The organism is Micrococcus sp. 63XJN7_6_ISO-PGPR-S23-444, assembly GCF_058072765.1.
On sequence record NZ_CM176516.1, the window covers coordinates 1,413,713 to 1,435,936 of the forward strand.

At 74.7% G+C, this 22,224-nt stretch carries 18 protein-coding genes; 5 read left to right on the forward strand and 13 right to left on the reverse strand.

Annotation, left to right across the window (positions count from 1 at the left end):
- Positions 1-21: 21 nt before the first annotated feature.
- The 10 genes from murD to dinB form a co-directional block, all read right to left on the reverse strand.
- The gene (murD, locus tag AC3RJ9_RS06485) at positions 22-1,617 is read right to left on the reverse strand and encodes a UDP-N-acetylmuramoyl-L-alanine--D-glutamate ligase (RefSeq protein ID WP_063189725.1); all 1,596 of its coding nucleotides are present in this window, start codon (positions 1,615-1,617) and stop codon (positions 22-24) included.
- On the reverse strand, positions 1,614-2,741 hold the full coding sequence (gene mraY, locus AC3RJ9_RS06490) for a phospho-N-acetylmuramoyl-pentapeptide-transferase (RefSeq protein WP_036314159.1): 1,128 nt from the start codon (positions 2,739-2,741) through the stop codon (positions 1,614-1,616). The genes murD and mraY overlap by 4 nt, the downstream gene beginning before the upstream one ends.
- Entirely contained in the window at positions 2,738-4,252 is a 1,515-nt protein-coding gene (locus AC3RJ9_RS06495) for a UDP-N-acetylmuramoyl-tripeptide--D-alanyl-D-alanine ligase (protein ID WP_063189728.1), read from the reverse strand. The genes mraY and AC3RJ9_RS06495 overlap by 4 nt, the downstream gene beginning before the upstream one ends.
- Positions 4,249-6,006, reverse strand: a complete 1,758-nt coding sequence (locus AC3RJ9_RS06500) for a Mur ligase family protein (protein WP_036314155.1) — start codon at positions 6,004-6,006, stop codon at positions 4,249-4,251. The genes AC3RJ9_RS06495 and AC3RJ9_RS06500 overlap by 4 nt, the downstream gene beginning before the upstream one ends.
- Positions 6,007-6,044: 38 nt before the next feature.
- Positions 6,045-7,799, reverse strand: a complete 1,755-nt coding sequence (locus AC3RJ9_RS06505) for a peptidoglycan D,D-transpeptidase FtsI family protein (RefSeq protein ID WP_230594441.1) — start codon at positions 7,797-7,799, stop codon at positions 6,045-6,047.
- A gap of 68 nt (positions 7,800-7,867) precedes the next feature.
- Positions 7,868-8,437 carry a cell division protein FtsL gene (gene ftsL / locus AC3RJ9_RS06510; protein ID WP_230297511.1) on the reverse strand — a complete coding sequence of 190 codons (570 nt, stop codon included), beginning with the start codon at positions 8,435-8,437 and terminating at the stop codon, positions 7,868-7,870.
- Between the two features lie 20 nt (positions 8,438-8,457).
- Entirely contained in the window at positions 8,458-9,453 is a 996-nt protein-coding gene (rsmH, locus tag AC3RJ9_RS06515; protein ID WP_489727620.1) for a 16S rRNA (cytosine(1402)-N(4))-methyltransferase RsmH, read from the reverse strand.
- A gap of 142 nt (positions 9,454-9,595) precedes the next feature.
- Positions 9,596-10,027: a division/cell wall cluster transcriptional repressor MraZ gene (gene mraZ / locus AC3RJ9_RS06520; RefSeq protein ID WP_002854575.1), complete on the reverse strand. Its 432-nt coding sequence runs from the start codon at positions 10,025-10,027 to the stop codon at positions 9,596-9,598.
- A 322-nt stretch (positions 10,028-10,349) separates the two neighbouring features.
- A complete protein-coding gene (locus tag AC3RJ9_RS06525) occupies positions 10,350-10,736 on the reverse strand; it encodes an SCO2097 family morphological protein (protein WP_012750919.1) in 387 nt (128 codons plus the stop codon).
- Positions 10,737-10,869: 133 nt separating this feature from the next.
- Positions 10,870-12,165: a DNA polymerase IV gene (dinB, locus tag AC3RJ9_RS06530; protein WP_063189731.1), complete on the reverse strand. Its 1,296-nt coding sequence runs from the start codon at positions 12,163-12,165 to the stop codon at positions 10,870-10,872.
- Positions 12,166-12,221: 56 nt separating this feature from the next.
- On the opposite strand from dinB, the gene AC3RJ9_RS06535 reads away from it, so the two are divergent.
- On the forward strand, positions 12,222-13,337 hold the full coding sequence (locus AC3RJ9_RS06535) for a polyprenyl synthetase family protein (RefSeq protein WP_078025833.1): 1,116 nt from the start codon (positions 12,222-12,224) through the stop codon (positions 13,335-13,337).
- 42 nt (positions 13,338-13,379) lie between these two features.
- Here the strand turns inward: AC3RJ9_RS06535 and AC3RJ9_RS06540 are convergent, their stop codons facing one another.
- Entirely contained in the window at positions 13,380-13,778 is a 399-nt protein-coding gene (locus tag AC3RJ9_RS06540) for an Rv2175c family DNA-binding protein (RefSeq protein ID WP_044659490.1), read from the reverse strand.
- 210 nt (positions 13,779-13,988) lie between these two features.
- Here AC3RJ9_RS06540 and AC3RJ9_RS06545 point away from each other — a divergent pair, with 210 nt between their 5' ends.
- Positions 13,989-15,161, forward strand: a complete 1,173-nt coding sequence (locus tag AC3RJ9_RS06545) for a LysM peptidoglycan-binding domain-containing protein (protein WP_063189735.1) — start codon at positions 13,989-13,991, stop codon at positions 15,159-15,161.
- Between the two features lie 54 nt (positions 15,162-15,215).
- Positions 15,216-17,165, forward strand: a complete 1,950-nt coding sequence (gene pknB / locus AC3RJ9_RS06550) for a Stk1 family PASTA domain-containing Ser/Thr kinase (RefSeq protein WP_208011606.1) — start codon at positions 15,216-15,218, stop codon at positions 17,163-17,165.
- A gap of 24 nt (positions 17,166-17,189) precedes the next feature.
- Here the strand turns inward: pknB and AC3RJ9_RS06555 are convergent, their stop codons facing one another.
- Positions 17,190-18,602, reverse strand: a complete 1,413-nt coding sequence (locus tag AC3RJ9_RS06555; protein WP_036316682.1) for a class II 3-deoxy-7-phosphoheptulonate synthase — start codon at positions 18,600-18,602, stop codon at positions 17,190-17,192.
- Between the two features lie 71 nt (positions 18,603-18,673).
- A complete protein-coding gene (locus AC3RJ9_RS06560) occupies positions 18,674-19,381 on the reverse strand; it encodes a lysophospholipid acyltransferase family protein (RefSeq protein ID WP_036336720.1) in 708 nt (235 codons plus the stop codon).
- A 68-nt stretch (positions 19,382-19,449) separates the two neighbouring features.
- Between AC3RJ9_RS06560 and AC3RJ9_RS06565 the strand changes: the two genes are divergently transcribed.
- Both AC3RJ9_RS06565 and AC3RJ9_RS06570 read left to right on the forward strand, forming a co-directional pair.
- Positions 19,450-20,220 (forward strand): alpha/beta hydrolase, encoded by a 771-nt coding sequence (locus AC3RJ9_RS06565; protein WP_036316677.1) that lies wholly within the window; start codon positions 19,450-19,452, stop codon positions 20,218-20,220.
- Positions 20,221-20,334: 114 nt separating this feature from the next.
- Positions 20,335-22,173, forward strand: a complete 1,839-nt coding sequence (locus AC3RJ9_RS06570; RefSeq protein WP_036340491.1) for an AMP-dependent synthetase/ligase — start codon at positions 20,335-20,337, stop codon at positions 22,171-22,173.
- Positions 22,174-22,224 lie beyond the last annotated feature (51 nt).

Here is a 22,224-nt window from a genome sequence, read left to right on the forward strand (position 1 = left end):
AGACGGTCGGGTGGCGGCGGGTCAGTCGGCGTCGGGCGCGGCGTCGTCGTGCACGTCCCAGCCGTGCTCGCGCATCAGCCCGGCAACGGCCTCGATGAACGCGTCGCCGCGGGCCGCGTAGGAGCGGAACTGATCCATCGACGCTGCGGCGGGCGCCATGAGCACGATGTCGCCGGGGCGGGCCAGGCCGTCGGCCACACGCACCGCCTCGGCCATCACGGCCGCACCGTCGGCGGGGCCGGTGCCGTCGGCCGCGGCGAGGGGGGCGTGGACGGGGACCTCGGGGGCGTGCGCGGCCAGGGCCGCGCGCAGGGCGGAGGTGTCCCGGCCCAGGAGCACCACCGCGCGGAGCCGGTGGGCGTGCGCGGCCACCAGCTCGTGATAGGTCACGCCCTTGGGCAGGCCGCCGGCCAGCCACACCACGGAGCTGAACGCCGCCAGCGACGCGTCCGCGGCGTGGGGGTTCGTCGCCTTGGAGTCGTTGACCCACATGACGTCGCGTGAGGTGGCCACGAGCTGGATGCGGTGCTCTCCGCGGTCGTAGGAGCGCAGGCCCTCGGCCACGGCCGCGGGGCTCACCCCGACGGCCCGGGTCAGCGCCGCCGCGGCGGCCGCGTTGGCCACGGTGTGGCGCGGCGCCACCGGGCCCAGGTCGGCGCGCTCGGCCAGGGCGATCGCCTCGTGGCGCCGGTTGTCCAGGAACGCACGGTCCACGAGGATCCCGTCCACGACGCCGATGTCGGACAGGCCCGGGGTGTCCGTGGTGAAGCCGATCGCGCGGCAGCCCTCCTGGACGTCCGCGCGCTCCACGAGGGTGCGGGTCAGCGGGTCCTGCTCGTTGAACACGCAGGCCACCCGCGTGTTCGCATACACCTTGCCCTTGGCGGCGGCGTACTCCTCCATCGAGCCGTGCCAGTCCACGTGGTCCTCGGCCAGGTTCAGCACCGCAGACGACGCCGGGGCCAGGCCGTGCGTCCAGTGCAGCTGGAAGCTGGAGAGCTCGAGGGCGAGCACGTCGAAGCCCTGCGGGTCGCGGATCGCGTCGAGCACGGGGGTGCCGACGTTGCCGCAGGCCACCGCCCGGCGCCCGTCGGCCCGCAGGATGGCCTCGACCATCGTCACGGTCGTCGTCTTGCCGTTCGTGCCCGTCAGGCACACCCAGTCGGCGGTCTTCCGGCCGGCGCGCTCGCGCAGCCGCCAGGCGAGTTCGACGTCGGACCAGATCGGCAGGCCCGCCGCGTGGGCGGCCATCAGCAGCGGCTGGTCCGGCCGCCAGCCCGGGGAGGTCACGACGAGGTCCGCGGCGGCGCCGTCGACCTCGGGCAGCGCCTGCGTGGCCGCCCGGTCCAGCAGGACCTCGCGGACCCCCACGATCCGCAGGGTCTCGGCGCGCGCCCGGTTCTCCGGCCCGTCATCGCCTTCCACCACCACGACGGCGGCGCCCAGCTCGGCCAGGGTGTCGGCCACGGAGAAGCCGGTGAGGCCCAGGCCCGTGACGACGACACGCAGGCCGGCCCACCCCGGAGCGTCCCAGGACGTGAGGTCGGCGGTGCGGGCGGTGTCGGCGCGGGGCCGGCGCACCGGTGCGGGCGCGGCGTCGGACGCGGGGCCGGTCACGGGGTCACCCCCGCGAGGCCGCCCTGGCGGATGAGCCAGTCGCCGTAGAAGATCGCGAGCCCCACGGTGACGCACATCAGGGACAGCAGCCAGAAGCGGACCACGACGGTCACCTCGGCCCAGCCCTTGAGCTCGAAGTGGTGCTGCAGCGGCGCCATGAGGAACACGCGCTTGCCGCCGGAGACCTTGAACCAGCCCACCTGGATGATGACGGAGAGGGTGATCGCGACCATGAGGCCGGCCAGCACGGCCACCAGGATCTCGGTGCGCGTGAAGATCGCGAAGCCGGCCAGGGCGCCGCCCAGGCCCAGGGAGCCGGTGTCCCCCATGAAGATCTTGGCCGGGGAGGTGTTCCACCAGAGGAAGCCCAGCAGGCTGCCCGTGAGGATCGCCGCGAGCAGGGCGAGGTCCATGGGGTCGCGGACCTCGTAGCAGCCGCGGGTGCCCTCGAGCGCGCAGGACTGGCTCGACTGGAAGAGCGATATCAGGACGTAGGCGCCCGTGATCATGGCGGTGGCGCCCGTGGCGAGCCCGTCGAGGCCATCCGTGAGGTTCACGGCGTTCGTGGTGGCGGTGGTGATGAGGTTCGACCAGATCACGAACAGGATGACGCCGATCGCGGGTCCGGCGAAGGCCAGGTCGAGCCACGGGATGTCCCGGGCGAAGGAGATCGCCGTCGAGGCGGGGGTCAGGCCCCGCTCGTCCGGGAAGTTCAGGGCGAGGACCGCGAAGGCGGTGCCGATCAGGGCCTGGAGGATGATCTTGCCGCGCGGCGTCAGGCCGAGCGAGCGCTGCTTCGTGATCTTCGTGAAGTCGTCCACGAAACCGACGAAGGCCATGCCCACCGTGAGCAGCAGCAGGATCAGGCCGGAGGCCGTGGGCCCGCCGAAGTCGACGCCGAACACCGCGAGCAGCCCGTGGGTGATCAGGTACGCCAGCACCATGGAGCCGATGATGACCGCGCCGCCCATCGTGGGCGTGCCGCGCTTGGTCTTGTGGGTGGTCGGGCCGTCGTCGCGGACGAACTGGCCGTATCCGCGCTTGACGAGGAACCTGATGAACAGCGGGGTGCCGACGGCCGAGAGGACCAGGCCGAGCACGCCGCCGATGAGCAGTCCGATCACGGTCGGGACTCCTTCGGGGAGGCGGAGGGGGCGGCGACGGCGTCGGCCGTGGCGAGGCGCTCGCCGAGGGCCGCGAGCCCGACGCCGTTGGAGGACTTGACGAGGACGAGGTCGCCGGGGCGCAGGTGCTCGGCGAGGAACGCCTCGGCCTGCGCGGCGTCGTCGACGAAGTGCGCCTCCTCGCCCCAGCTGCCCTCGTTGAGGGCGCCGATGTAGAGCGGCCGGGCTCCGGCGCCCACCACCAGCAGCTGGGCGATGTTCAGGCGCACCACGGACTCGCCCACGAGGGTGTGCTCACGGACGCGGGCATCGCCGAGCTCGAGCATCTCCCCCAGGACGGCCCAGGTGCGGCGGCCGCTGGAGCGGCCGAGGGTGGCCAGCGTCCGCAGCGCGGCGCGCATGGACTCGGGGTTGGCGTTGTACGCGTCGTTGATGATCGTGACGCCGTCCGCGCGGTCGGTGCGCTCCATCCGGAAGCGGCTGGCGGGCCCGAGCCCGTCGAGACCACGGGCGATCTCGGCCGGGTCCATGCCGGCGGCGTGGGCGGCCGCGGCGGCGGCCAGCACGTTGTGCACGTGGTGCAGGCCGGTCAGTCCGGAGGCGACCGGATGCCGCACGGCGGCCTCATCCGTCCCGACCTGCAGGTCGAAGACGGGGCGCTCCTGGTCGTCGGCTCGCACGTCCCGTGCGGCGACGAGTCCCGACGCGCGGCCGGCGGCCACGTCCTCGGCCGCGCGGGCGACGCCCCGCTCGTCCGCGGTGAACCAGGTGATCGGGGCGGCGGTCCGTGCCGCCATGCCGGCGACACGCTCGTCGTCGAGGTTGAGGACGGCGACGCCCTCGGGGCCGAGGGCCTCCACGAGCTCGCCCTTGGTGCGCGCGATGTTCGCCACGCCGCCGAAGCTGCCCGCATGGGCGGTGCCCACCATGAGCACGACGCCGATGTCCGGGCGCACGATGTCGCAGAGGTACGCGATGTTGCCGACGTGGTCCGCGCCCATCTCGACCACGAGGAAGCGCGTGTCCAGCTCCGCCCGGAACACCGTGAGCGGCACGCCGACCTCGCCGTTGTACGAGCCGACCGGTGCGACGGTGGGGCCCTGGGTGGCCAGCAGGGCAGCGAGCAGGTCCTTGGTGGTGGTCTTGCCGGCCGAGCCGGTGATGCCGATGACGGTGGTCGGGGAGTGCCCCCGGACGCGGCGCACGACCTCCCGGGCGAGCGCGCCCATCGCGAGCACGGCGTCCTCGACGATGATCGCCGGGTGCGCGGCGCCGTCGGGGGCGTGCGTGGCGCGCTCGGCGAGCACGGCGGCGGCGCCGGCACCCAGCGCGGCGTCGATGAAGTCGTGGCCGTCGGCGCGCTCCCCCGGCTTCGCCACGTAGAGCGTGCCCTCGGCGGTGACCTCCCGCGAGTCGGGGGTGACGTGCACCAGCACGGTGGCGGGGTCGAGGGTGGCCGAGAGCGTGCCGGACACGGCCTCGGCGATCTGGGCTGCGGTGAGAGCGATCATGACTCGATGACCTTACCCTCGCGGGCGGGGCCGGAGCCCGAGGCGGAGGCCGCCGCGACACGGGCGGCCAGGGCCTCGCGCAGGGCCACCCGGTCGTCCAGCGGGACGAGCTCGCCGTCGTAGTCCATCGTGGTCTCGTGCCCGCGGCCGGCCAGGAGGATGCCGTCCTGCGGCCCCGCCAGCTCCACGGCGCGGCGGATGGCCGTGGCACGGTCGGCCACCTCCTCGATCACGACCGTGCGGCCCTCCTCCCGCGCGATGCGGTCGGCCTCGGCGCGGGCGCCGGCGAGGATGTGGGCGCGGATCGGGGCCGGGTCCTCCGAGTGGGGGGTGTCGTCGGTGACGATCAGCACATCCGCCGCCCGGGCCGCGATCGCGCCCATCACGGGCCGCTTGTCACGGTCACGGTCGCCGGCGGAGCCGAACACGATCAGGGTGCGGCCGCGCGTCCCGGCCGCCGCCCGGGCGTCGGCGAGGGAGCGCAGCGCCTGGACCATGCCGTCCGGGTTGTGCGCGAAGTCGACGACGGCGTCCGGCTCGCGGCCCACGACCTCCATCCGCCCCGGGACGGCGGCAGCCAGAGGGCCCTCCCCCGCGGGCACGTCCAGGACCGCGGCGAGCGCGTCCAGGTGCTCCTCCCCCACGGCGTGCAGCACGAGCAGAACCGCGAGGGCCGCGTTGGCCACGTTGAAGCGGCCCGGCAGACCGACGGAGGCCCGCAGCTCCCGGCCCGTGGCCGCGTGGCGCAGCGTGAAGCGGTGGCCGAGGCCGTCCGGCGCGAGCTCGGCGACCTCCCAGTCCGCCCGGAGGCCGGGGTCGTGTTCGGCCAGGGCGCCCGGCGTCGGCGCGGCCGGCCCGAGGGCGAGCGTGGTGACGGGAGCGCCGGCGGCCCGGGCCATGGCGACGCCCCAGCGGGGCCCCTCGCCGCCGTCGAGCGTGATGACGGCGTGGTCGGTGCGAGCGGGGTCGAACAGACCGGCCTTGGCCGCGAAGTACTCCTGCATCGAGCCGTGCATGTCCAGGTGGTCCTGGGTCAGGTTGGTGAACCCGGCCACCGCGTAGCGCAGGCCGGCGATCCGCTGGTACGCCACGGCGTGGGAGGAGACCTCCATGACGGCGGTGTCCACCTCCTCCTCGCGCATGAGCGCCATGAGGGCGTGCAGCTGGGTGGCCTCGGGCGTGGTGAGCGTGGAGGGGACCTCCCGCTCCCCCGCGCGGATCAGGATCGTGCCCACGATGCCCGACCGGCGCCCCAGGGCCTCGAGCAGGGCGGCGGCGAGGAAGCTCGTGGTGGTCTTGCCGTTGGTGCCGGTCACGCCGAGCAGGCGCGGGCCGGTGTCGCCCCCGCCGCCGTAGACGCGGGCCGCCACGGTGCCGGCGGCGGTGCGCACGGCGTCGACCTCGAGCACCGGGACGTCGGCCAGGCCCTGCTCCGCCAGGAGCGCGCGGCCCGCCGCGTCCGTCAGGACGCCGACGGCGCCGGCCTCCAGCGCCGTGGCCGCGAACGCCGCGCCGTGGGCGCGCGCCCCCGGAACGGCGACGTAGAGGTCGCCCGGGCGCACGACACGCGAGTCGAGGCTGACCCCCGTGACGCCGTCGGCCGGGGCCGCGCCGTGGACGTGGGCCGCGATCCCCGCCTCGGCCAGCGCCTGTGCGAGGGCGGGCCAGGCCGCGGCGGGGGTGTGGGAGGGCCGGAAGGCGGCGTCCTGCTGGGCCGGGGTCAGCGGCGCAGGGGGGTCGCTCGGAGTGGTCATGGGGGTGCTCCTGGGGTGCTCGGGGCCGGAGGCGTGGGTCACCACGGCCGGTCCTGCGGATCGTCCACGAAGACGCGGTAGTCGTTCGGCTCGGCTCCGGTGGCGGGCACGTCCGCCTGGCGGAGCATGTACTCCATGATCGTGGCGGCCGCGACGGACACGTCTCGGGAGCCCTGCTTCGACGGCGGCCGATGCATGGACACGGACACCACGAAGCGGGGGTCGTCGAGCGGGGCGACGGCGGTGAAGCCGAGGTTGTAGCCGTCGTACGTGCCGGTGTCGCTCGCGGCCTCGGCGGTGGAGGACTTGCCGCCCACGCGATACCCGGGGATCGCGGCGGCCTTGCTGGTGCCCTGCGTCACGACGGTCTCCATCATGCGGAGCATCTGCGCCGCCGTCTCCTCGGAGACCACGCGGTGGGGCTCCGCGGACGACTCCCAGCGCTTCTCCGCGCCGTCGCCGTCCACCGTGGCGTCGATCAGCCGGGCCGGGATCAGCACGCCGCCGTTGGCGAGGGCCTGGTACATCTGGGCGGTGTGCAGGGTGGTCTGGGTGTAGCCCTGGCCGAAGGCCGTGGTCAGGCGCTGGCGGCCGTCCCACTGTTCGGGCGGGACGAGGACGCTGCCCGCCTGCTGCGGCAGGCCGAGGTCGATGGGCTGGCCGACCCCGAAGGAGCGCATGTACTCGTAGCGCTGCTCGTCCGTGATCTTCTCGGCGATCTGCACCGTGCCCGTGTTGTAGGAGCGCGCGTAGATGCCTGCCACGGTCATGTCGAACGTCGGGTGCGGGGAGAAGTCCCGGATGGTCTGCCCGTCGAAGTCCTGGCTGCCGGGGACGGTGAAGCCGTCCGTGGCGGTGACCTTCCCGGCGTCGACGGCGGCCGCGATCGGCAGCGCCTTGCCCGTGGAGCCCGGCTCGTACGGCGTGCTCATCACGGTGGAGGTGCGGAAGTTCCCCTCGGTGGCGTCGGGGTCGGCGGGGTCCACCGTGGTGGAGTCCGCCATGACGATCACGTCGCCCGTCTTCACGTCCATCACGACGGCGTTCGCCCACTCCGCCTCGTACTCGGCGGCGAGGGCGCCGAGGGTCTCCTGCGCGAACCACTGGGCGTCCTTGTCCACGGTCAGGCGCAGGTCGGCGCCGTCCACGGCCGGAACCTCCTCGAGCGGGGCGTTGGGGATGCGGATGCCGTCTGCGCCCACCTCGAACGTGCGGGTGCCCGGGGTGCCGGTCATGACGTCGTCCTGGCTGAGCTCGAGGCCCTCGAGGGCGGTGCCGTCGCCACCCATGAAGCCGATGATGCTGCCGGCGACCGACCCGTTCGGGTAGGTGCGGCGGTCCACCGCCTCGGAGAGCAGGCCCGGCACGTTGAGGGCCATGGCCGCATCCCGCACCTCCGGGGTCACGGAGCGACGCACCACGGCGTACGGGCGGGAGCCGATGGTGGCCTCGCGCACCTCCTCCTCCGACATGCCGAGCACCTCGGCCAGGCTGGCCAGGCGGGAGTCCACGTCCACCAGCACGGTCTCCCGGGCCTCGCGGTCCCATTCGTTGAAGTCCTTGACGAGGCGCTGGTCCACGACGATGTCGTAGCGGCGCACGCTGGCGGCCAGCACGTCGCCGTCGCGGTCCAGGATGGACCCGCGCTGCGGCAGGGTCTCCTGGTGTGTCAGGCGCTGGTCCATGGCCGCCGCGGCCTGCCCCGTGGGGTCGATGCCCTGCACGTAGACGAGCCGCAGTGCGAGCCCGCCGAGCAGGACGAAGACGAGCAGGAGAAGGATGCGGGTGCGCACGGCGGGGTGCCCGGGAGCGGGCCCGACCGTCGATCCGCCGCGGGGAAGGTGCGAGGCGGGACGGTCGATCAACGGTCGGCGGCGTCCTGGTCGGGGGCGGCGGAGGCGTCCTCGCCGCCGAGGGTGCGCGGTCCCTCGATCTCGTCCTGGCCGTCGCCGGCCGTCCCCTGGCGGACCGCGTCCGCGTCCGCCGGCGGCGCGACGTAGGTGGCGGAGATGTCGCCGTCCTGGGCCGCCTGGGCCTCGCCGCTGAACTGGCCCGTGCCCGCGTCCACGGAGGCGGTGCCGGCGGGGGCGACCATCCCGAGGGCGTCGGCGCGCGCGGCCAGGTTCTGCGGCGCCTCGAGGTGGCCCACCTGTTCGGCCAGCCGCTCATTGGTCTCGGTGACGGCCTGCTGCTCCTGGCGCAGGTCCAGGAGGGCGTACTGCCGGTTGGACATCGTGATGTTCATGACGAGCACCGCCGCGAGCGCGGCGAGCACCACGAGGACGCACAGCACGGTCACCCCGGAGCGGGATCGGGGCAGCGGGGCGGGCACCACCGAGAGCGGCGTGCGCTCCTGCGGAGTCGGCCGCGCAGGGGCGACGGGGGTCGACCCGGGGCGCAGCGACTCTGCGATCCGTGCGTGTGCGGCCATGCTCATCTCCTCGTGCAGCGTCATGCCGTGGTCCTGGACGTCCTGATCTTCTCAACCGCACGCACTCTCGCGGAGGAGGCGCGACGGTTCTCGGAGATTTCTTCTTCGGTGGGCTTCTCGGTGCCGCGGGTGAGCACCCGCACCACGGGTTCGTGCTCCTCCAGCACCACTGGGAACCCCGGGGGCGCCGTGGACGTGGCCCACGCGCTCAGGTGCCGCTTCGTGATGCGGTCTTCGAGGGAGTGGTAGCTCATCACCACGAGGCGCCCGCCCACGTGGAGGGCGTCGAGGATGGCGGGCACGGCGGCGTCGAGGATGTCGAGCTCCTCGTTCACGGCGATGCGCAGGGCCTGGAAGGTGCGCTTGGCCGGGTGCCCGCCGGTTGCCCCCGCGGCGACGGGGACGGCCGAGCGGATCACCTCGACGAGGCGGCCGGTGGTCTCGATGGGGGCCTCGTCGCGGGCCCGGACGATGGCCCGTGCGATGGGGCCGGCGAAGCGCTCCTCGCCGTCGCGACGGATGATGCGGCGCAGCTCCTGCTCGTCCAGCTCCGCCACGAGCGTCGCGGCGGAGCGCTCGGCGGTGTCGTCCATGCGCATGTCCAGCGGAGTGTCGTAGGAGTAGGCGAAGCCGCGCTCCCGGTCGTCCAGCTGGTAGGAGGACACACCGAGGTCGTAGAGCGCGGCGTCGACCTTCGTGACGCCCGCGGCGGCCATGGCCTCGGGCACCCGGTCGTAGGTGCCGTGGAAGGGGATCAGGCGCTCGGCGAGGGGGCCGAGGCGCTCGACGGCCATGGCCTGGGCGTGGACGTCGCGGTCGATGCCGATGACGCGCAGGTGGGGGAACCGGGTCAGCAGGGCCTCGGTGTGCCCGCCCATGCCCAGCGTGCCGTCGACGGCGACGGGCGTACGGCCGGCCTCGAGCGCGGCCTGGACGGCGGGGGCGAGGAGGTCGACGACGCGGTCCCGCATCACGGGCAGGTGGCGGTCCTCGGGGCGCGGCTGGCCTGCGTCCACTCTCGACCTCCTGCTCACATCGCGGTCCTGGCGGACCTCGGGCGGGATCCCCATCCGTCCGCCGCCGCGCCTGGCCCAGGGGAAGACGGGTCAGGTGCGGCGGCGTCGGCTGGAGGTCTCGCTCGAGGTCGGGTGGTCATGGTCAGAAGACGCCGGGCAGGACGTCCTCGTCGGTCTCGGAGAAGGCGGCTTCCTGCTCGGCGAGGTAGGTGTTCCAGGACTCCGAGTCCCAGATCTCCACTCGCGTCCCCGCGCCGATCACGGTCACGTCCCGGTCCAGCCCCGCGTACTGTCGCAGCGGCGCCGGCACGGTCACCCGACCCTGCTTGTCCGGGACCTCGTCCGACGCCCCCGAGAGGAAGACGCGGATGTAGTCACGGGCCTGGCGGGAGGACAGTGGAGCCGACCTCATCTGCTCGTGGACCCGCTCGAACTCACGAGCGCTGAACACGTAGATGCAGCGCTCCTGACCCCGGGTCAGGACCAGCCCCTCCGCCAGCTCCTCGCGGAACTTGGCGGGGAGGATCAGCCGGGACTTCTCGTCGAGCCGGGGGGTGTACGTGCCCAAGAACACGGCAGACCCCCTGGCTCGTCAAGCGGTCCCTCCCGACCAAGGTCGGGACCCATGCTCTCTCCTTCCCTCCACATTACCCCACTTCCCTCCACCATCAACCCCGGACGCGGGTCCCGGCGCCACGGGCGTGTCGAGGCCCCCCGAGTCCGGCGCGCCATCCCGCGGGTCCCGGGGCCGGCGTCGCCGTGGAGGGACGTGGAGGACCGGTGGGCCCCGGTGGAGGGCCGCGGCGACGACGGAGCCTCGGGCAGCGGAAAGGCCCCGATCCGGAGCGGATCGGGGCCTGGAGTGGAGGATAGTGGGGGCCCGGCGGGCCAGGCGCTCAGTCGCCTCCGGCGCGCCGCTCGTCCCAGCGCCGCTCGAGGCGGCCCATGAAGTCGCCGCCTCCCTGCCGTCGCGGTGCGCCCGACCGGCGGGCCTCCGGGCCCGAGGCCCCGGAGGCGACAGCGCGCGGCCGCGTGGTCAGCAGGAAGATGCCGGCCCCGATGACGACGACGCCGAGCACGCCCAGGAGGATCGCGTGGTTGGCGACCCCGAGGACCACGACGAGCAGCCCGACCACGGCGAGGACGGCCCCGGCCACGACGCGACCCACGGGCAGCCGATGCCGCCCCGTGTCCGCCATCTGGGTGGCCAGCCGGGGGTCCTCGGTGCGCAGCTGCTGCTCCAGCTGGTCCAGCATCCGCTGCTCATGCTCTGAGAGGGGCATGGCGACTCCTTCGAACGCGGCCTCCGACACCTCCGGGACCGGGAGGGGACGCCCGCGCGTCCGACTTGCCCTCCAGGATAGGACCTGCCGCCCCACCCTAGCCAGGTGGCGACGTCGCCGGCCCCGGAACCCCTCACTCCCGGTCCGGGCCTCCGGGGCCCGGCCGCGGCGCGTCCCGGCGGGCGTCGGCGCGGGCCTCGCGGCGACCCAGCAGCGACGCCGGCCGCACGGCCGCCGTCGGGAAGCGCCGGGCGACGGCGTCCAGGGCGGCCTCGGCACCGGCCCAGTCGCCCGCCTCCGACGCCTCGCCCTCCGTCCCCCAGGCGGGACCGCCGAAGAGCGCCTCCTGGGCCGGGGGCTGATCGGCCTCGTCCCCGAGGCGCTCGGCGCGCACGCCCACGAGCCGGACCGGATGCGGCCGTTCGGCGTGCAGCTCGCGGACGAGTCGCCGCGCCGGGCCGAGGAGGTCGTGGCCCGTGGCGGTCGGCCGGGCGAGGCGGGCGGTGCGGCTGCGGACCGACCCGTCCGGCGCCTTGAGGCGGACTGTGACCGCGCCGGCGGTGGCCTGCTCCGCACGCAGCCGGGCCGCGACCCGGTGGCACAGGCGCAGGACCTCCGGGTCGACGCCCGCGACGTCGACGGGGTCGACGTCGAAGGTGTGGTCCGCACCGATGCTGCGGGCCGCCGGGCGCGGGGCGACGGGACGCGGGTCGATGCCCCGGGCGAGCGACGCCCACTCCCGGCCGGCGGCCCCGAACGACGCCTCCAGTCGCGCGGGGTCCACCCGGGCGAGGTCGCCGATGGTCGCCACCCCCCGCCGGGCGAGCCGCTCGGCCGCCTTGGGGCCCACGCCCCACAGCCGGCCCACGGGCAGCGGATGGAGGAAGTCCAGGGTGCGCTCCGGCGGCACGATCAGCAGGCCGTCGGGCTTGGCCGCGGTGGACGCCGTCTTGGCCACGAACTTCACGGCCGAGCCGCCCACGGTGCACGGCAGCCCCAGCGCGGAGCGGACGCGCTCCCGGATCAGGTGGCCGATGTGCTCGGGCGGGCCGAGCCGACGGCGCGCGCCGGCGACGTCGAGGAACGCCTCGTCCACGCTGAGCTGCTCCATCACGGGGGTCACGTCCGCGAGCACGGCCATCACCTCGGCGGAGACGGCCCGGTAGAGCTGCTGGCGCGGCGGGATGACCACGAGGGGCGGGCACAGGGCGCGGGCGTGCGCCAGGGGCATCGCCGAGCGGACCCCGTAGGCCCGCGCCGCGTACGAGGCGGAGAGCACCACGGACCGGCCGCTCGGGGCGGCGACGGCGGCGGGACGCCCCTCGAGGTCGGGCCGTTCGCGCAGCTCGACGGACAGGAAGAACGCGTCCATGTCCACGTGGAGGATCGTCGCCTCATCGCGGGGTGCAGCGGGCGCGGTCTCGGACATGGACCGAGCCTATCCGGGACCGGCGATCCGTCGCGCGGCGCGGCTAGGGTGGGGCCATGCCCGCCGACGTCGCCGTCCCCCGCCCCCGTCCCGCCGACCAGGACCGCTTCCGCGCCGCCGTCGCCGACGCCCTCGACCGCCTGCTGGCGGAGCACCGGGACCTCGCCCGGGACGTCCACCCGCTGACCGCGCCCCTCGTGGACGCGATCGCGGACCTGACCGCGGGCGGCAAGCGCCTGCGCGCCGTCCTGGCCTGGCTCGGCTGGCGGGCGGCCGGCGGCGAGGCGGAGGACCCCCGCATCGCCGAGGCGGGGGCGGCGTTCGAGCTGTTCCAGGCCGCGGCGCTGATCCACGACGACATCCTGGACCGCTCGGACACCCGCCGCGGGATGCCCAGCGTGCACCGCCGCTTCGAGTCCCTCCACCGGGAGGCGGGCTGGCGCCACGCCGCGGAGCACTTCGGCGTCTCCGCCGCGATCCTCGCCGGCGACGTCGCCCTGGGGATGAGCGAGACGGCCTTCGCGCGCGTCCTCGCCGGCACGCCCCGGGAGGACCGGGCGCGGGCCGAGCTCGAGCGGATGCGCTTCGGCGTGATGGCGGGTCAGTACCTCGACGTGGTGGCCGAGATGGCCCCGGCGGCGCGCGACGCCCGCGAGGCCGAGGCGGCCGCCGAGGCGGTGGTGGAGCACAAGTCGGCGCGCTATTCGGCGGTGCACCCGCTCGCCCTCGGGGGGCTGCTGGCGGGGGCGGACGACGGGCTGGTGACCGCGTTCGCCCGGGTGTCGCTGCCGTTCGGCATGGCCTTCCAGTACCGCGACGACCTGCTCGGCGTGTTCGGCGATCCGGCGACCACGGGCAAGCCCGCGGGCGACGACCTGCGGGAGGGGAAGCAGACGGTGCTCATCGCCCGCGCCGTCGAGCTGCTCGCCCCGGACGAGGCCGCCGCGCTCGACGCGGACCTCGGCGACCCGGACCTCGGTGCGGACCGGGTGGCCCACTGGCAGGGCGTCCTCGAGGCGTGCGGCGCGCGCCGGGCCGTCGAAGAGCGGGTCGCGGCGCTCTCGCACGAGGCGGCCGGGGCCGTGGCGGGCCTGCTCGCGCACGGCGTCCCCGAGGACGTCAGCGCCGAGCTCACGCAGCTGATCGACGCCTACACGTCGCGCCGCCACTGAGCGGCACGGACCCCGCGGGCTAAGGCCGCCCGCGGGGCCGGCTCACCAGGCCAGGGCCTGGGCGCGACGCCGGATCTCGGTCTTCCGGCCGTCCCGGAGTGCGTCGATGGGCCGGCCGGGCAACGACTCGTCCTCGGTGAACAGCCAACGGAGGGCCTCCTCGTCGGAGAAGCCGGCGTCGGCCAGCAGCACGAGCGTGCCCTGCAGGGAGTCGAGCACGCCGGTCTCGGTGAGGAACAGGGCCGGCACGGACCGCACCGCGGGCTCGGGACGACGCACGGCCAGCAGGCGGCGATCATGCACGAGGTTGTGGACGCGGGTCACGCGCTGGTCGAGGTGCTCCGCCACGTCGGGCACGGAGAGCCACTCGCCCACGAGGGCGTCGAGCTCGGCGGGGATCGCGTCAGCGGGGACCGGGGTGTCGGAGGAAGTGGTGCTCACAGGCGCCAGCCTACGTGGCCGCCGACGGGCCCGGCCCATCGCGCCCCGGACGGCATAGATCTCAGTATGGTCACGAAGATCACATTCCGATAACATCGCCGAGGCTCCATGGCCGGGCGCCGACGTCGTCGGTCGACCGCGGGGGCCACGGGTCCCACCCGTCACTTCCCCGTCGTGTTCCATCCATCCGATCCGATGCCGAGGTCTGCCGTGCCCCACACCCCCGTCCGCTCCCGCTGCCTGCGCTCCGTCCTGACCGGCGGCGCGGTGCCCCTGCTGCTGCTCACCGGTCTGCCCGCCCAGGCCCACGCCCAGGAGGCGGCGGTGCACACCGTGCGCCCGGGCGACTCCCTCACCCGGATCTCGGCCGCCCGCGGCGTCTCCGTCGCCGACCTGCTGCGGTTCAACGGCCTGGGCCTGGAGACCGTGCTCTACCCGGGTGACGAGCTCCGCCTGACCGGCGCGGCGGCCCCGGCCCCGGCCGCGGGGACCTACACGGTGCAGCCGAACGACGGGTGGTGGGTCATCGCCCGCCGCACCGGCGTCTCCGCCGCGCAGCTGCAGCGGCTCAACGGCATGAGCGCGTCGAGCATGCTCCACCCGGGCATGGTCCTGACCACGCAGCGCACGGCCGCCGCACCGAAGGCCCCCGCGTCGCCCGCCCCGACCACGACCCCCGCCACCGCGCCGGCGTCGACGACCCCGACGGCGGCCGGCGGGACGGTCCGGTACACCGTGGTCTCCGGCGACTCCCTCTGGGGGATCTCCCAGCGGTTCGAGGTCTCCATCCCCCGTCTGCGCGAGCTCAACGGCCTGACGCGGGCCTCGACGCTGCACCCCGGCGACGTGCTCGTGATCTCCGACGGCACCCTCGAGGTGGAGCCGGTCTCGGCCGTCCAGGCGGTCGGCGACACCTTCCTCGGGCGCACCTACGCGCCGCACGTGACGGCCTCGGCGAACGAGAACCTGCGCCTGCTGCGCTCCGTCCCGCAGCCCACCCCCGAGCAGATGCAGCAGATCGTCCGCGAGACCGCCGAGCGGATGGGCGTGGACCCTCGCCTGGCCCTGGGCCACGCGTACACCGAGTCCCGCTTCCGCATGGCCTCGGTCTCCCCCGGCAACGCCGTGGGGGCGATGCAGGTCATCCCGATCACGGGCGAGTTCGCCTCGGAGCTGGTGGGCCGCGAGCTGAACCTGCTGGACCCCCACGACAACGCGGTGGCCGGCGTCGCGTTCATCAAGTACGTGCAGGACCGCACCCCCACCCTCGATGAGGGCATCGGGGCCTACTACCAGGGCCTCGGCGGGGTGCTGGACAGCGGCCTGAACCCGGAGGCACGGGACTACGTGGCCAAGGTGCGCGCCGCGATGGCGATGTTCTGATCCGCCGGCGGCGGACCGCCCCGAGGGGTCCGCCGCCTGTCCTACCCTGGGACGATGAGCAGCGCACGCCGCGACCCCCTCGTGGGGGGCATCGTCGACGGCCGCTACCGGGTCGTCGAGCGGCTGGCCCGGGGCGGCATGTCCACCGTCTACCTGGCCGTGGACGAGCGTCTCGACCGCCAGGTGGCGCTCAAGGTCATGCACCCGCACCTGGCGGAGGACCCCGTCCTCGTCGGCCGGTTCGAGCAGGAGGCCAAGACGACGGCGCGGCTGTCCCATCCGCACGTCGTCGCGGTCCTGGACCAGGGCCACACCGAGGCCGAGGACGGCGACGTGCTGGCCTACCTCGTGATGGAGCACGTGCCCGGCCGCACGCTGCGCACCGTCATCCGGGACCGTGCACCGCTCTCGCCCCGGGAGGCGCTGCGATTCCTGCGTCCGCTCGTCGACGGCCTGGCCGCCGCGCACGGCGCCGGACTGGTGCACCGGGACGTGAAGCCCGAGAACGTGCTCGTCCGCGACGACGGCCGGGTGACGGTCGCGGACTTCGGCCTGTCCCGCGCCGCCACGGCCCACACCATGGCCGGGCAGGCCGTCGTGGGCACACCCGCCTATCTCGCCCCCGAGCACATCGCCGGGGCGCCCGCCGACGCCCGTTCCGACGTGTACGCCGTGGGCATCATCCTGTTCGAGCTGCTCACGGGCCGCCAGCCGTACACCGCGGCGACCGCGCTGCAGGTCGCCTACCGGCACGTCCACGAGCGGGTCCCCGTGCCGTCCACGCTGCACCCCGGGCTCCCCGAGGACCTCGACGACCTCGTGCTGTGGTGCACCGAGCCGGACCCGGCCGACCGGCCCGCCGGTGCCGGCGAGCTCCTGCACCGCATCGAGGCCGTGGCGGCGGGCCTGGACCCCGACGCACCGGACCGCCGCCCCGCCGCGCAGCCCGCCGAGGGCCCGGGCGCGGACCCGGCCCCGGCCGGCCCCGCCGCCGATGGCCTCGAGGATGCGGCCCCGGACGGGAACCTGGAGACCCGGGCCCTCGACGCCGGCGACCACCACGCGACGCGCGTGCTCCCCGCCCTGGCCGAGTCCGACCTCGACGAGGACATGACCGACGTCATCGACACCCGTGTGGCGACGCACGGGGGCGACCCGCGGCCCGCCGCGCGCCCGGCGGAGCCGATCGGCCCGCTCGGGCTCGACCCCGCTCCGGCGGACCGGCATCCGGGGCGCGGCTCCCGGCGGCGGCTGCGTCGGGCGGCCCGCCGCCCCGCCCTCGACCTCGGCCAGGGCACCGGCCGGGCCGCGGCGATCGGCGCGGCCGTGACCCTGCTGCTCACCGGCGTCGCCCTGCTGCTGGGCTGGACGCTGGGCTCCGGCGGCCTCGGAGTCGGTGGTGTGGCGGTGGTCCCCGACCTCGACGGGCTGGCCCGGGAGGCGGCGGAGGAACGGCTGACCGCCGCGGGCTTCACCGCGGCGGTCACGGCCCGGCATGACGAACTCCGCACGGAGGGCACGGTCGTCGCCAGCTCACCCGCGGCCGGGGAGCCGGCGGGGCGCGGCGCCCCCGTCGAGCTCACCGTCTCCGCCGGCCCCGCGCCGGTGCCGGTGCCCGACCTGACCGGCGTCGTGATCCGGCAGGCCCACGGCGTGGCCCGGGACGCCCGATTCACCGTGGAGGTCGCGGAGCGCCGCACCGATCCCGCAGTGCCGGCCGGGGCCGTGATCGAGCAGCACCCGGCCCCCGGCGAGCAGGCGACGCCGGGCACCGCGGTCCGCGTGGTGCTCTCCGAGGGCCGCGCCGTGCGCCCGGTGCCGGACATGACCGGGCAGGATCCGGAGACGGCGCACACGACGCTGGCGGACGAGGGCTGGGACGCCCGCGTGCATCGCCTGCCGCTGCCGCTCTCCGCCCGGGGCGAGTCCCGGGTCCTGCACCAGTCCCCCGCCGCCGGGACCGCGCTGCCGGAGGGCACCGCGGTCCACGTCTGGGTCGGCTGAGCCGGGGCGTGCCCGGCCGCGCGGTCAGGCCCGCGGCGCGCGGCGCTCGGGGTGCGAGAGGGCCTCGGTGACCTTGAACGCCATCTCCAGGGACTGCTGGTGGTTCAGCCGCGGGTCGCACAGCGTCTCGTAGCGGGCGTCGAAGTCGGCCTCGTTGATCGGGTCGGAGCCGCCCAGGCACTCGGCGACGTCGTCGCCGGTCAGCTCGACGTGCATGCCGCCCGGGTGCGTGCCGAGCTCGCGGTGCACCTCGAAGAAGCCGCTGACCTCGTCCATCACGTCCTCGAACCGGCGGGTCTTGTAGCCGTTGGCCGCGGTCACGGTGTTGCCGTGCATGGGGTCGGTGACCCACACCGGCTCCAGCCCCGCGTCGCGGACGCCCTCGACGATGCCGGGCAGCACGTCCCGGATCCGCTCCGCACCCATGCGGGTGATGAAGGTCAGGCGGCCCGGCTCGCGCTCCGGGTCCAGCCGCTCGGCGAGCTCGAGCGCGTCCGCGACCGTGGTGGTCGGGCCGAGCTTCACGCCGATCGGGTTGCGGACCCGGGAGAGGAAGTCGACGTGGGCGCCGTCCACCTGGCGGGTGCGCTCGCCGATCCACAGGAAGTGGGCGCTCGTGGCGTAGGGGTCGCCGCTGCGTGAGTCCACGCGGGTCAGGGCACGTTCGTAGTCGAGCAGGAGCGCCTCGTGGGCCGAGTAGAACTCGGTGCGGCGCATGGCCTCGAAGTCCACGCCCGCGGCGTTCATGAAGCGGACCGCGCGGTCGATCTCGGCGGCCATCTCCTCGTACTGGGCGTAGGCCGGGTTGGCCATGAAGCCCTGGTTCCACTGGTGCACGCTGCGCAGATCGGCGAAGCCGCCCTGGGTGAAGGCGCGGACCAGGTTCAGGGTGGAGGCGGAGGTGTGGTACGCCTGCACCATCCGTCGGGCGTCGTGCCGGCGTGCCTGCTCGGTGAACTCGTAGCCGTTCACGATCTCGCCGCGGAAGCTGGGCAGCGTGACGCCGTCGCGGGTCTCCGTGTCCGAGGACCGCGGCTTGGCGAACTGGCCGGCGATCCGGCCCATCTTCACGACCGGCATGGAGGCGCCGTAGGTCAGCACCGCGGCCATCTGCAGGATGGTCTTCACCCGGGCGCTGATCCGGTTGGCGGTGGACCCGGCGAACGTCTCGGCGCAGTCGCCGCCCTGCAGGAGGAACGCGCGGCCCTGGGCGACGTCGGCCAGACGGGCGCGCAGCAGGTCGACCTCGCCCGCGAAGACGAGCGGGGGCAGGGCGCTCAGCTCGGCGACGGCGGCGCGGTGATCGGCCTCGTCCGCCCAGGACGGCGCCTGCGCGATCGGCAGCGAGCGCCAGTGGTCCAGGCCGGGGATGTCGGCGGCGCCCTCCGAGATGGCGGTGCCGAAGGCCAGGATCTTCTCGCGGGGGTCTTCAGTCATGTGCACCAGGCTAGGGGCCGCGTGCCGCGCCCCGGTCTGAGCGTCCCCGGATGACGACGCGCGGGCCCCGCTCAGTCGCGGGCGCGTGGCGGAGCGGCCGTACGGCCCGCCTTCACGTCCGCCGCGTAGGTGTCCACGTACTCCTGGCCCGACAGGCGCCGGATGGCCTCCATGATCTCGTCCGTCACCTCCCGCAGCACCCGGGGGTCGCCGACGGCCTCGGCACGGTCGGAGAAGTCCAGCGGCTCGCCGAAGATCATGCCCAGGCGCCGGATCCGCGGCAGCACATGGCCGATCGGCTGCACCCGGTCCGTGCCGATCATCGCGATGGGCACCACGGGCGCGCCCGAGGCCAGCGCGAGCTTGGCCACGCCGATCTTGCCGCGGTGCAGCCGCCCGTCCGGGCTGCGGGTGCCCTCCGGGTAGATCCCGAGCAGCCGGCCCTCCCGCAGCGCCTCGAGGCCCGCGTCCAGCGAGCGCAGGGACGCCTCTCCGCCGGAGCGGTCCATGGGCAGCTGGTTCGCCGCCTCGAAGAACCGGCGGGTGACCCAGCCCTTCACGCCCGGGCCGGTGAAGTACTCGTGCTTGGCCAGGAAGTGCACCTGGCGGTCGAGCATGGCCGGCATGAACACCGAGTCCGAGACGGACAGGTGGTTGCTGGCCAGGATCGCCGGGCCCTCGGCCGGCACGTTCCCGAGGCCCTTCACCCAGGGGCGGAACAGCAGGCGGGTGGCCGGAGCCACGGCGAACGTCTTGGCGGACCAGTAGAACGTGGACACGAGGGCCTTCCGGTCGGGGCGGTCGGGTGCCTGCCCATCGTATGGTCCGCCTGCCTTACCCTGGCACCATGCCCCGCCCCGTCGCCGTCGCCCCCGAAGACCTCCCCCTGCGCCTCATGCCCGCCGCTCCCGCCCGGCGCGACCACTGCGTCGTGCTCCTGCACGGGTTCACCTCGACTCCGGCCTCCGTCCGCGCCTGGGCCGAGGGGCTCGCGGCAGGCGGCTCCCCCGTGAGCGTGCCCCTGCTGCCGGGGCACGGCACCCGGTGGGAGGACCTCGCCGCCACCGGTGCGGACGAGATCCGCGCCGCCGTCCGGGCCGTCGTGGACCTCGAGCTCGCCCGACACGGCCGCGTGGTCATGGCGGGCATCTCGATGGGCGGCGCCCTCGCGCTCGACGCCGCCGCCCACCGACCCGTGGCCGGGGTGCTCGTGGTGAACCCCGCGCTGCGCTTCGCCAGCCCGCTCGCCCCCTTCGCCCCGCTGCTGGCCCCGTTCGTCCCCACGGTCGCCCCGATCGCGGACGACATCGCGGACCCGACGGCGCGCGAGCGCGCCTACCCCCGCACGCCGGTGGCCGGCGTCGCCGCCCTCGGCCGCATCCAGCGGGCCGCCCGCCGCGCCCTGCCGCGGATCACCGCTCCCGTGACGGTCTACCGGTCCGCCCGCGACGCCGTCGTGCCCGCCTCGAGCCACCGGACCCTGGTGCGGGGCCTGCGCCAGGCCCCCGTGGAGGTGGTGGGACTGCCCCGCAGCCGCCACGTCGCCACGCTCGACTACGACCTGCCGCTGCTGATCGACCACGGCCGGAGCGCGGTCGCCGCCATGACGACGCACTGAGTCGCGCCCGGACCCTGCCGCTGCCGGTTGTAGAGTGTGCGTGACACGACTCACACATACTTCCGTTCCGCCGACCATCGGTCGGCGGGACCGACCCGACGCCCGAGGAGTCCCATGCACGAGATCAGCGAGCCGTACCACCACCCCCGCCTGTCCCCGGAGGCGAACATCACGGACTTCCTGGAACGCCAGGCCACGGAGCGTCCCGACCACGGCCTCTTCGCGGTGCCCGACGCGCAGGACCAGTGGACGGACGTCTCCGCCCGGGACGCCCGCGAACGCGTGCGGGCCCTGGCCAAGGGGCTCATCGCCGCCGGGATCCAGCCCGGGGAGACGGTCGGTCTCCTGGCCTCCACCCGCCTGGAGTGGACACTGGTCGACTTCGCCATCTGGTATGCCGGCGCGGTCACCGTGCCCGTGTACGAGACCTCCTCCGTCAGCCAGGTGTCCTGGATCATCGAGGACTCGGACGTGCGCGCCGTCGTGACCGGGAACGAGGACCTCGCCAAGACGGTGCGGGACGCGGTGCAGCGCGAGGGCCTGCCGGAGCTGATCGGCCTGTGGACGATGGACCCGGCCGACGGCGCCCCCGGCTCCGGCCTCGAGGCGCTCGTCGCCCTGGGCGCGGACGTCACCGATGAGGAGCTCGAGACGCGCCGGTCCTCCGCCGGCCTGGCCGACCTGGCGACCATCATCTACACCTCCGGCACCACGGGCCGGCCCAAGGGCTGCGAGCTCACGCACGAGAACTTCGCGGAGCTCGTCAACCAGACCCTGTCCTCCTCGCTCGGCGACGTCGTCCGCGAGGACACCTCCACCGTGCTGTTCATCCCCCTGGCGCACGTGTTCGCGCGCTTCGTCTCGGTGCTCACCGTCGCCGCGGGCGCACGCTGCGGGCACGTCTCGGACATCAAGCGGCTCTCGGTCTCGCTGCAGACCTTCCAGCCGAGCTTCGTGCTGGCCGTGCCGCGCGTGTTCGAGAAGATCTACAACGCGGCGCTGCTCAACGCGCAGAGCGGCGGCAAGGAGAAGATCTTCCGCCGTGGCGCGGACGTGGCGATCCGCTGGTCCCGGGCGCTGGACTCGGGCCAGATGACGGCGCCCCTGCGGTTGCAGCGCGCGTTCTACTCCGCGCTGGTCTACCGCCGGATCCGGACGGCCATGGGCGGCCGGCTCGCGTACGCGGTCTCCGGCGGCGGCCCCCTCTCCACCGACCTGGCGCACTTCTTCCGCGGCGTGGGCGTGACCATCCTCGAGGGCTACGGCCTCACCGAGACGACGGCCCCCATCACCGTGGGCCGGCCGGACCGGCTGAAGATCGGCACGGTCGGACACCCCCTCGGCGGCAACCAGGTGCGGATCGCCGAGGACGGCGAGATCCTCACGCGCGGCACGTCGCTGATGCGCGGCTACCACAACCGGCCGGAGGCGAACGAGGAGGCCTTCGAAGACGGCTGGTTCCGCACCGGCGACCTCGGGGCCCTGGACGACGACGGCTTCCTCACGATCACCGGCCGCAAGAAGGAGCTGCTGGTGACGGCCGGCGGCAAGAACGTGGCACCGGCGATGCTCGAGGACGCGATCCGCAGCGACGCGCTCGTCTCCCAGGTGATGGTGGTCGGCGACGGCAAGCCCTTCATCGCGGCGATCGTCACCCTCGACACCGACACCCTGCCCGCGTGGCTCGCCGCGAACGGGCTGCCGAAGGACCTCGACGTCGCTGCGGCCGCACGCGAGGACGCGGTGCGCCGTCACATCCAGGAGGCCGTGGACAAGGCCAACAGCCTGGTCTCGCGCGCCGAGGGGATCCGGGAGTTCCGCATCCTCGACCGCGACTTCTCCCTGGAGGAGGGCCATGTGACCCCGTCCCTGAAGATGCGCCGGTCGGCGATCATGAAGGACTTCGCCGCGCAGATCGCGGACATCTACGGGGAGCCCGCCCCGCAGAACTGAACGCCCCTCGACGACGGCGCCCGGCCCCCGCGGCCGGGCCTCGTCGTCCCC

Coding starts and splice junctions, on each gene's coding strand:
- AC3RJ9_RS06495 (WP_063189728.1), bottom strand. CDS start 4,252: ATGATCGCTCTCACCGCAGCCCAGATCGCCGAGGCCGTGTCCGGCACG.
- AC3RJ9_RS06500 (WP_036314155.1), bottom strand. CDS start 6,006: ATGACCACTCCGAGCGACCCCCCTGCGCCGCTGACCCCGGCCCAGCAG.
- ftsL (WP_230297511.1), bottom strand. CDS start 8,437: ATGGCCGCACACGCACGGATCGCAGAGTCGCTGCGCCCCGGGTCGACC.
- AC3RJ9_RS06525 (WP_012750919.1), bottom strand. CDS start 10,736: ATGCCCCTCTCAGAGCATGAGCAGCGGATGCTGGACCAGCTGGAGCAG.
- dinB (WP_063189731.1), bottom strand. CDS start 12,165: ATGTCCGAGACCGCGCCCGCTGCACCCCGCGATGAGGCGACGATCCTC.
- AC3RJ9_RS06535 (WP_078025833.1), top strand. CDS start 12,222: ATGCCCGCCGACGTCGCCGTCCCCCGCCCCCGTCCCGCCGACCAGGAC.
- pknB (WP_208011606.1), top strand. CDS start 15,216: ATGAGCAGCGCACGCCGCGACCCCCTCGTGGGGGGCATCGTCGACGGC.
- AC3RJ9_RS06555 (WP_036316682.1), bottom strand. CDS start 18,602: ATGACTGAAGACCCCCGCGAGAAGATCCTGGCCTTCGGCACCGCCATC.
- AC3RJ9_RS06565 (WP_036316677.1), top strand. CDS start 19,450: ATGCCCCGCCCCGTCGCCGTCGCCCCCGAAGACCTCCCCCTGCGCCTC.
- AC3RJ9_RS06570 (WP_036340491.1), top strand. CDS start 20,335: ATGCACGAGATCAGCGAGCCGTACCACCACCCCCGCCTGTCCCCGGAG.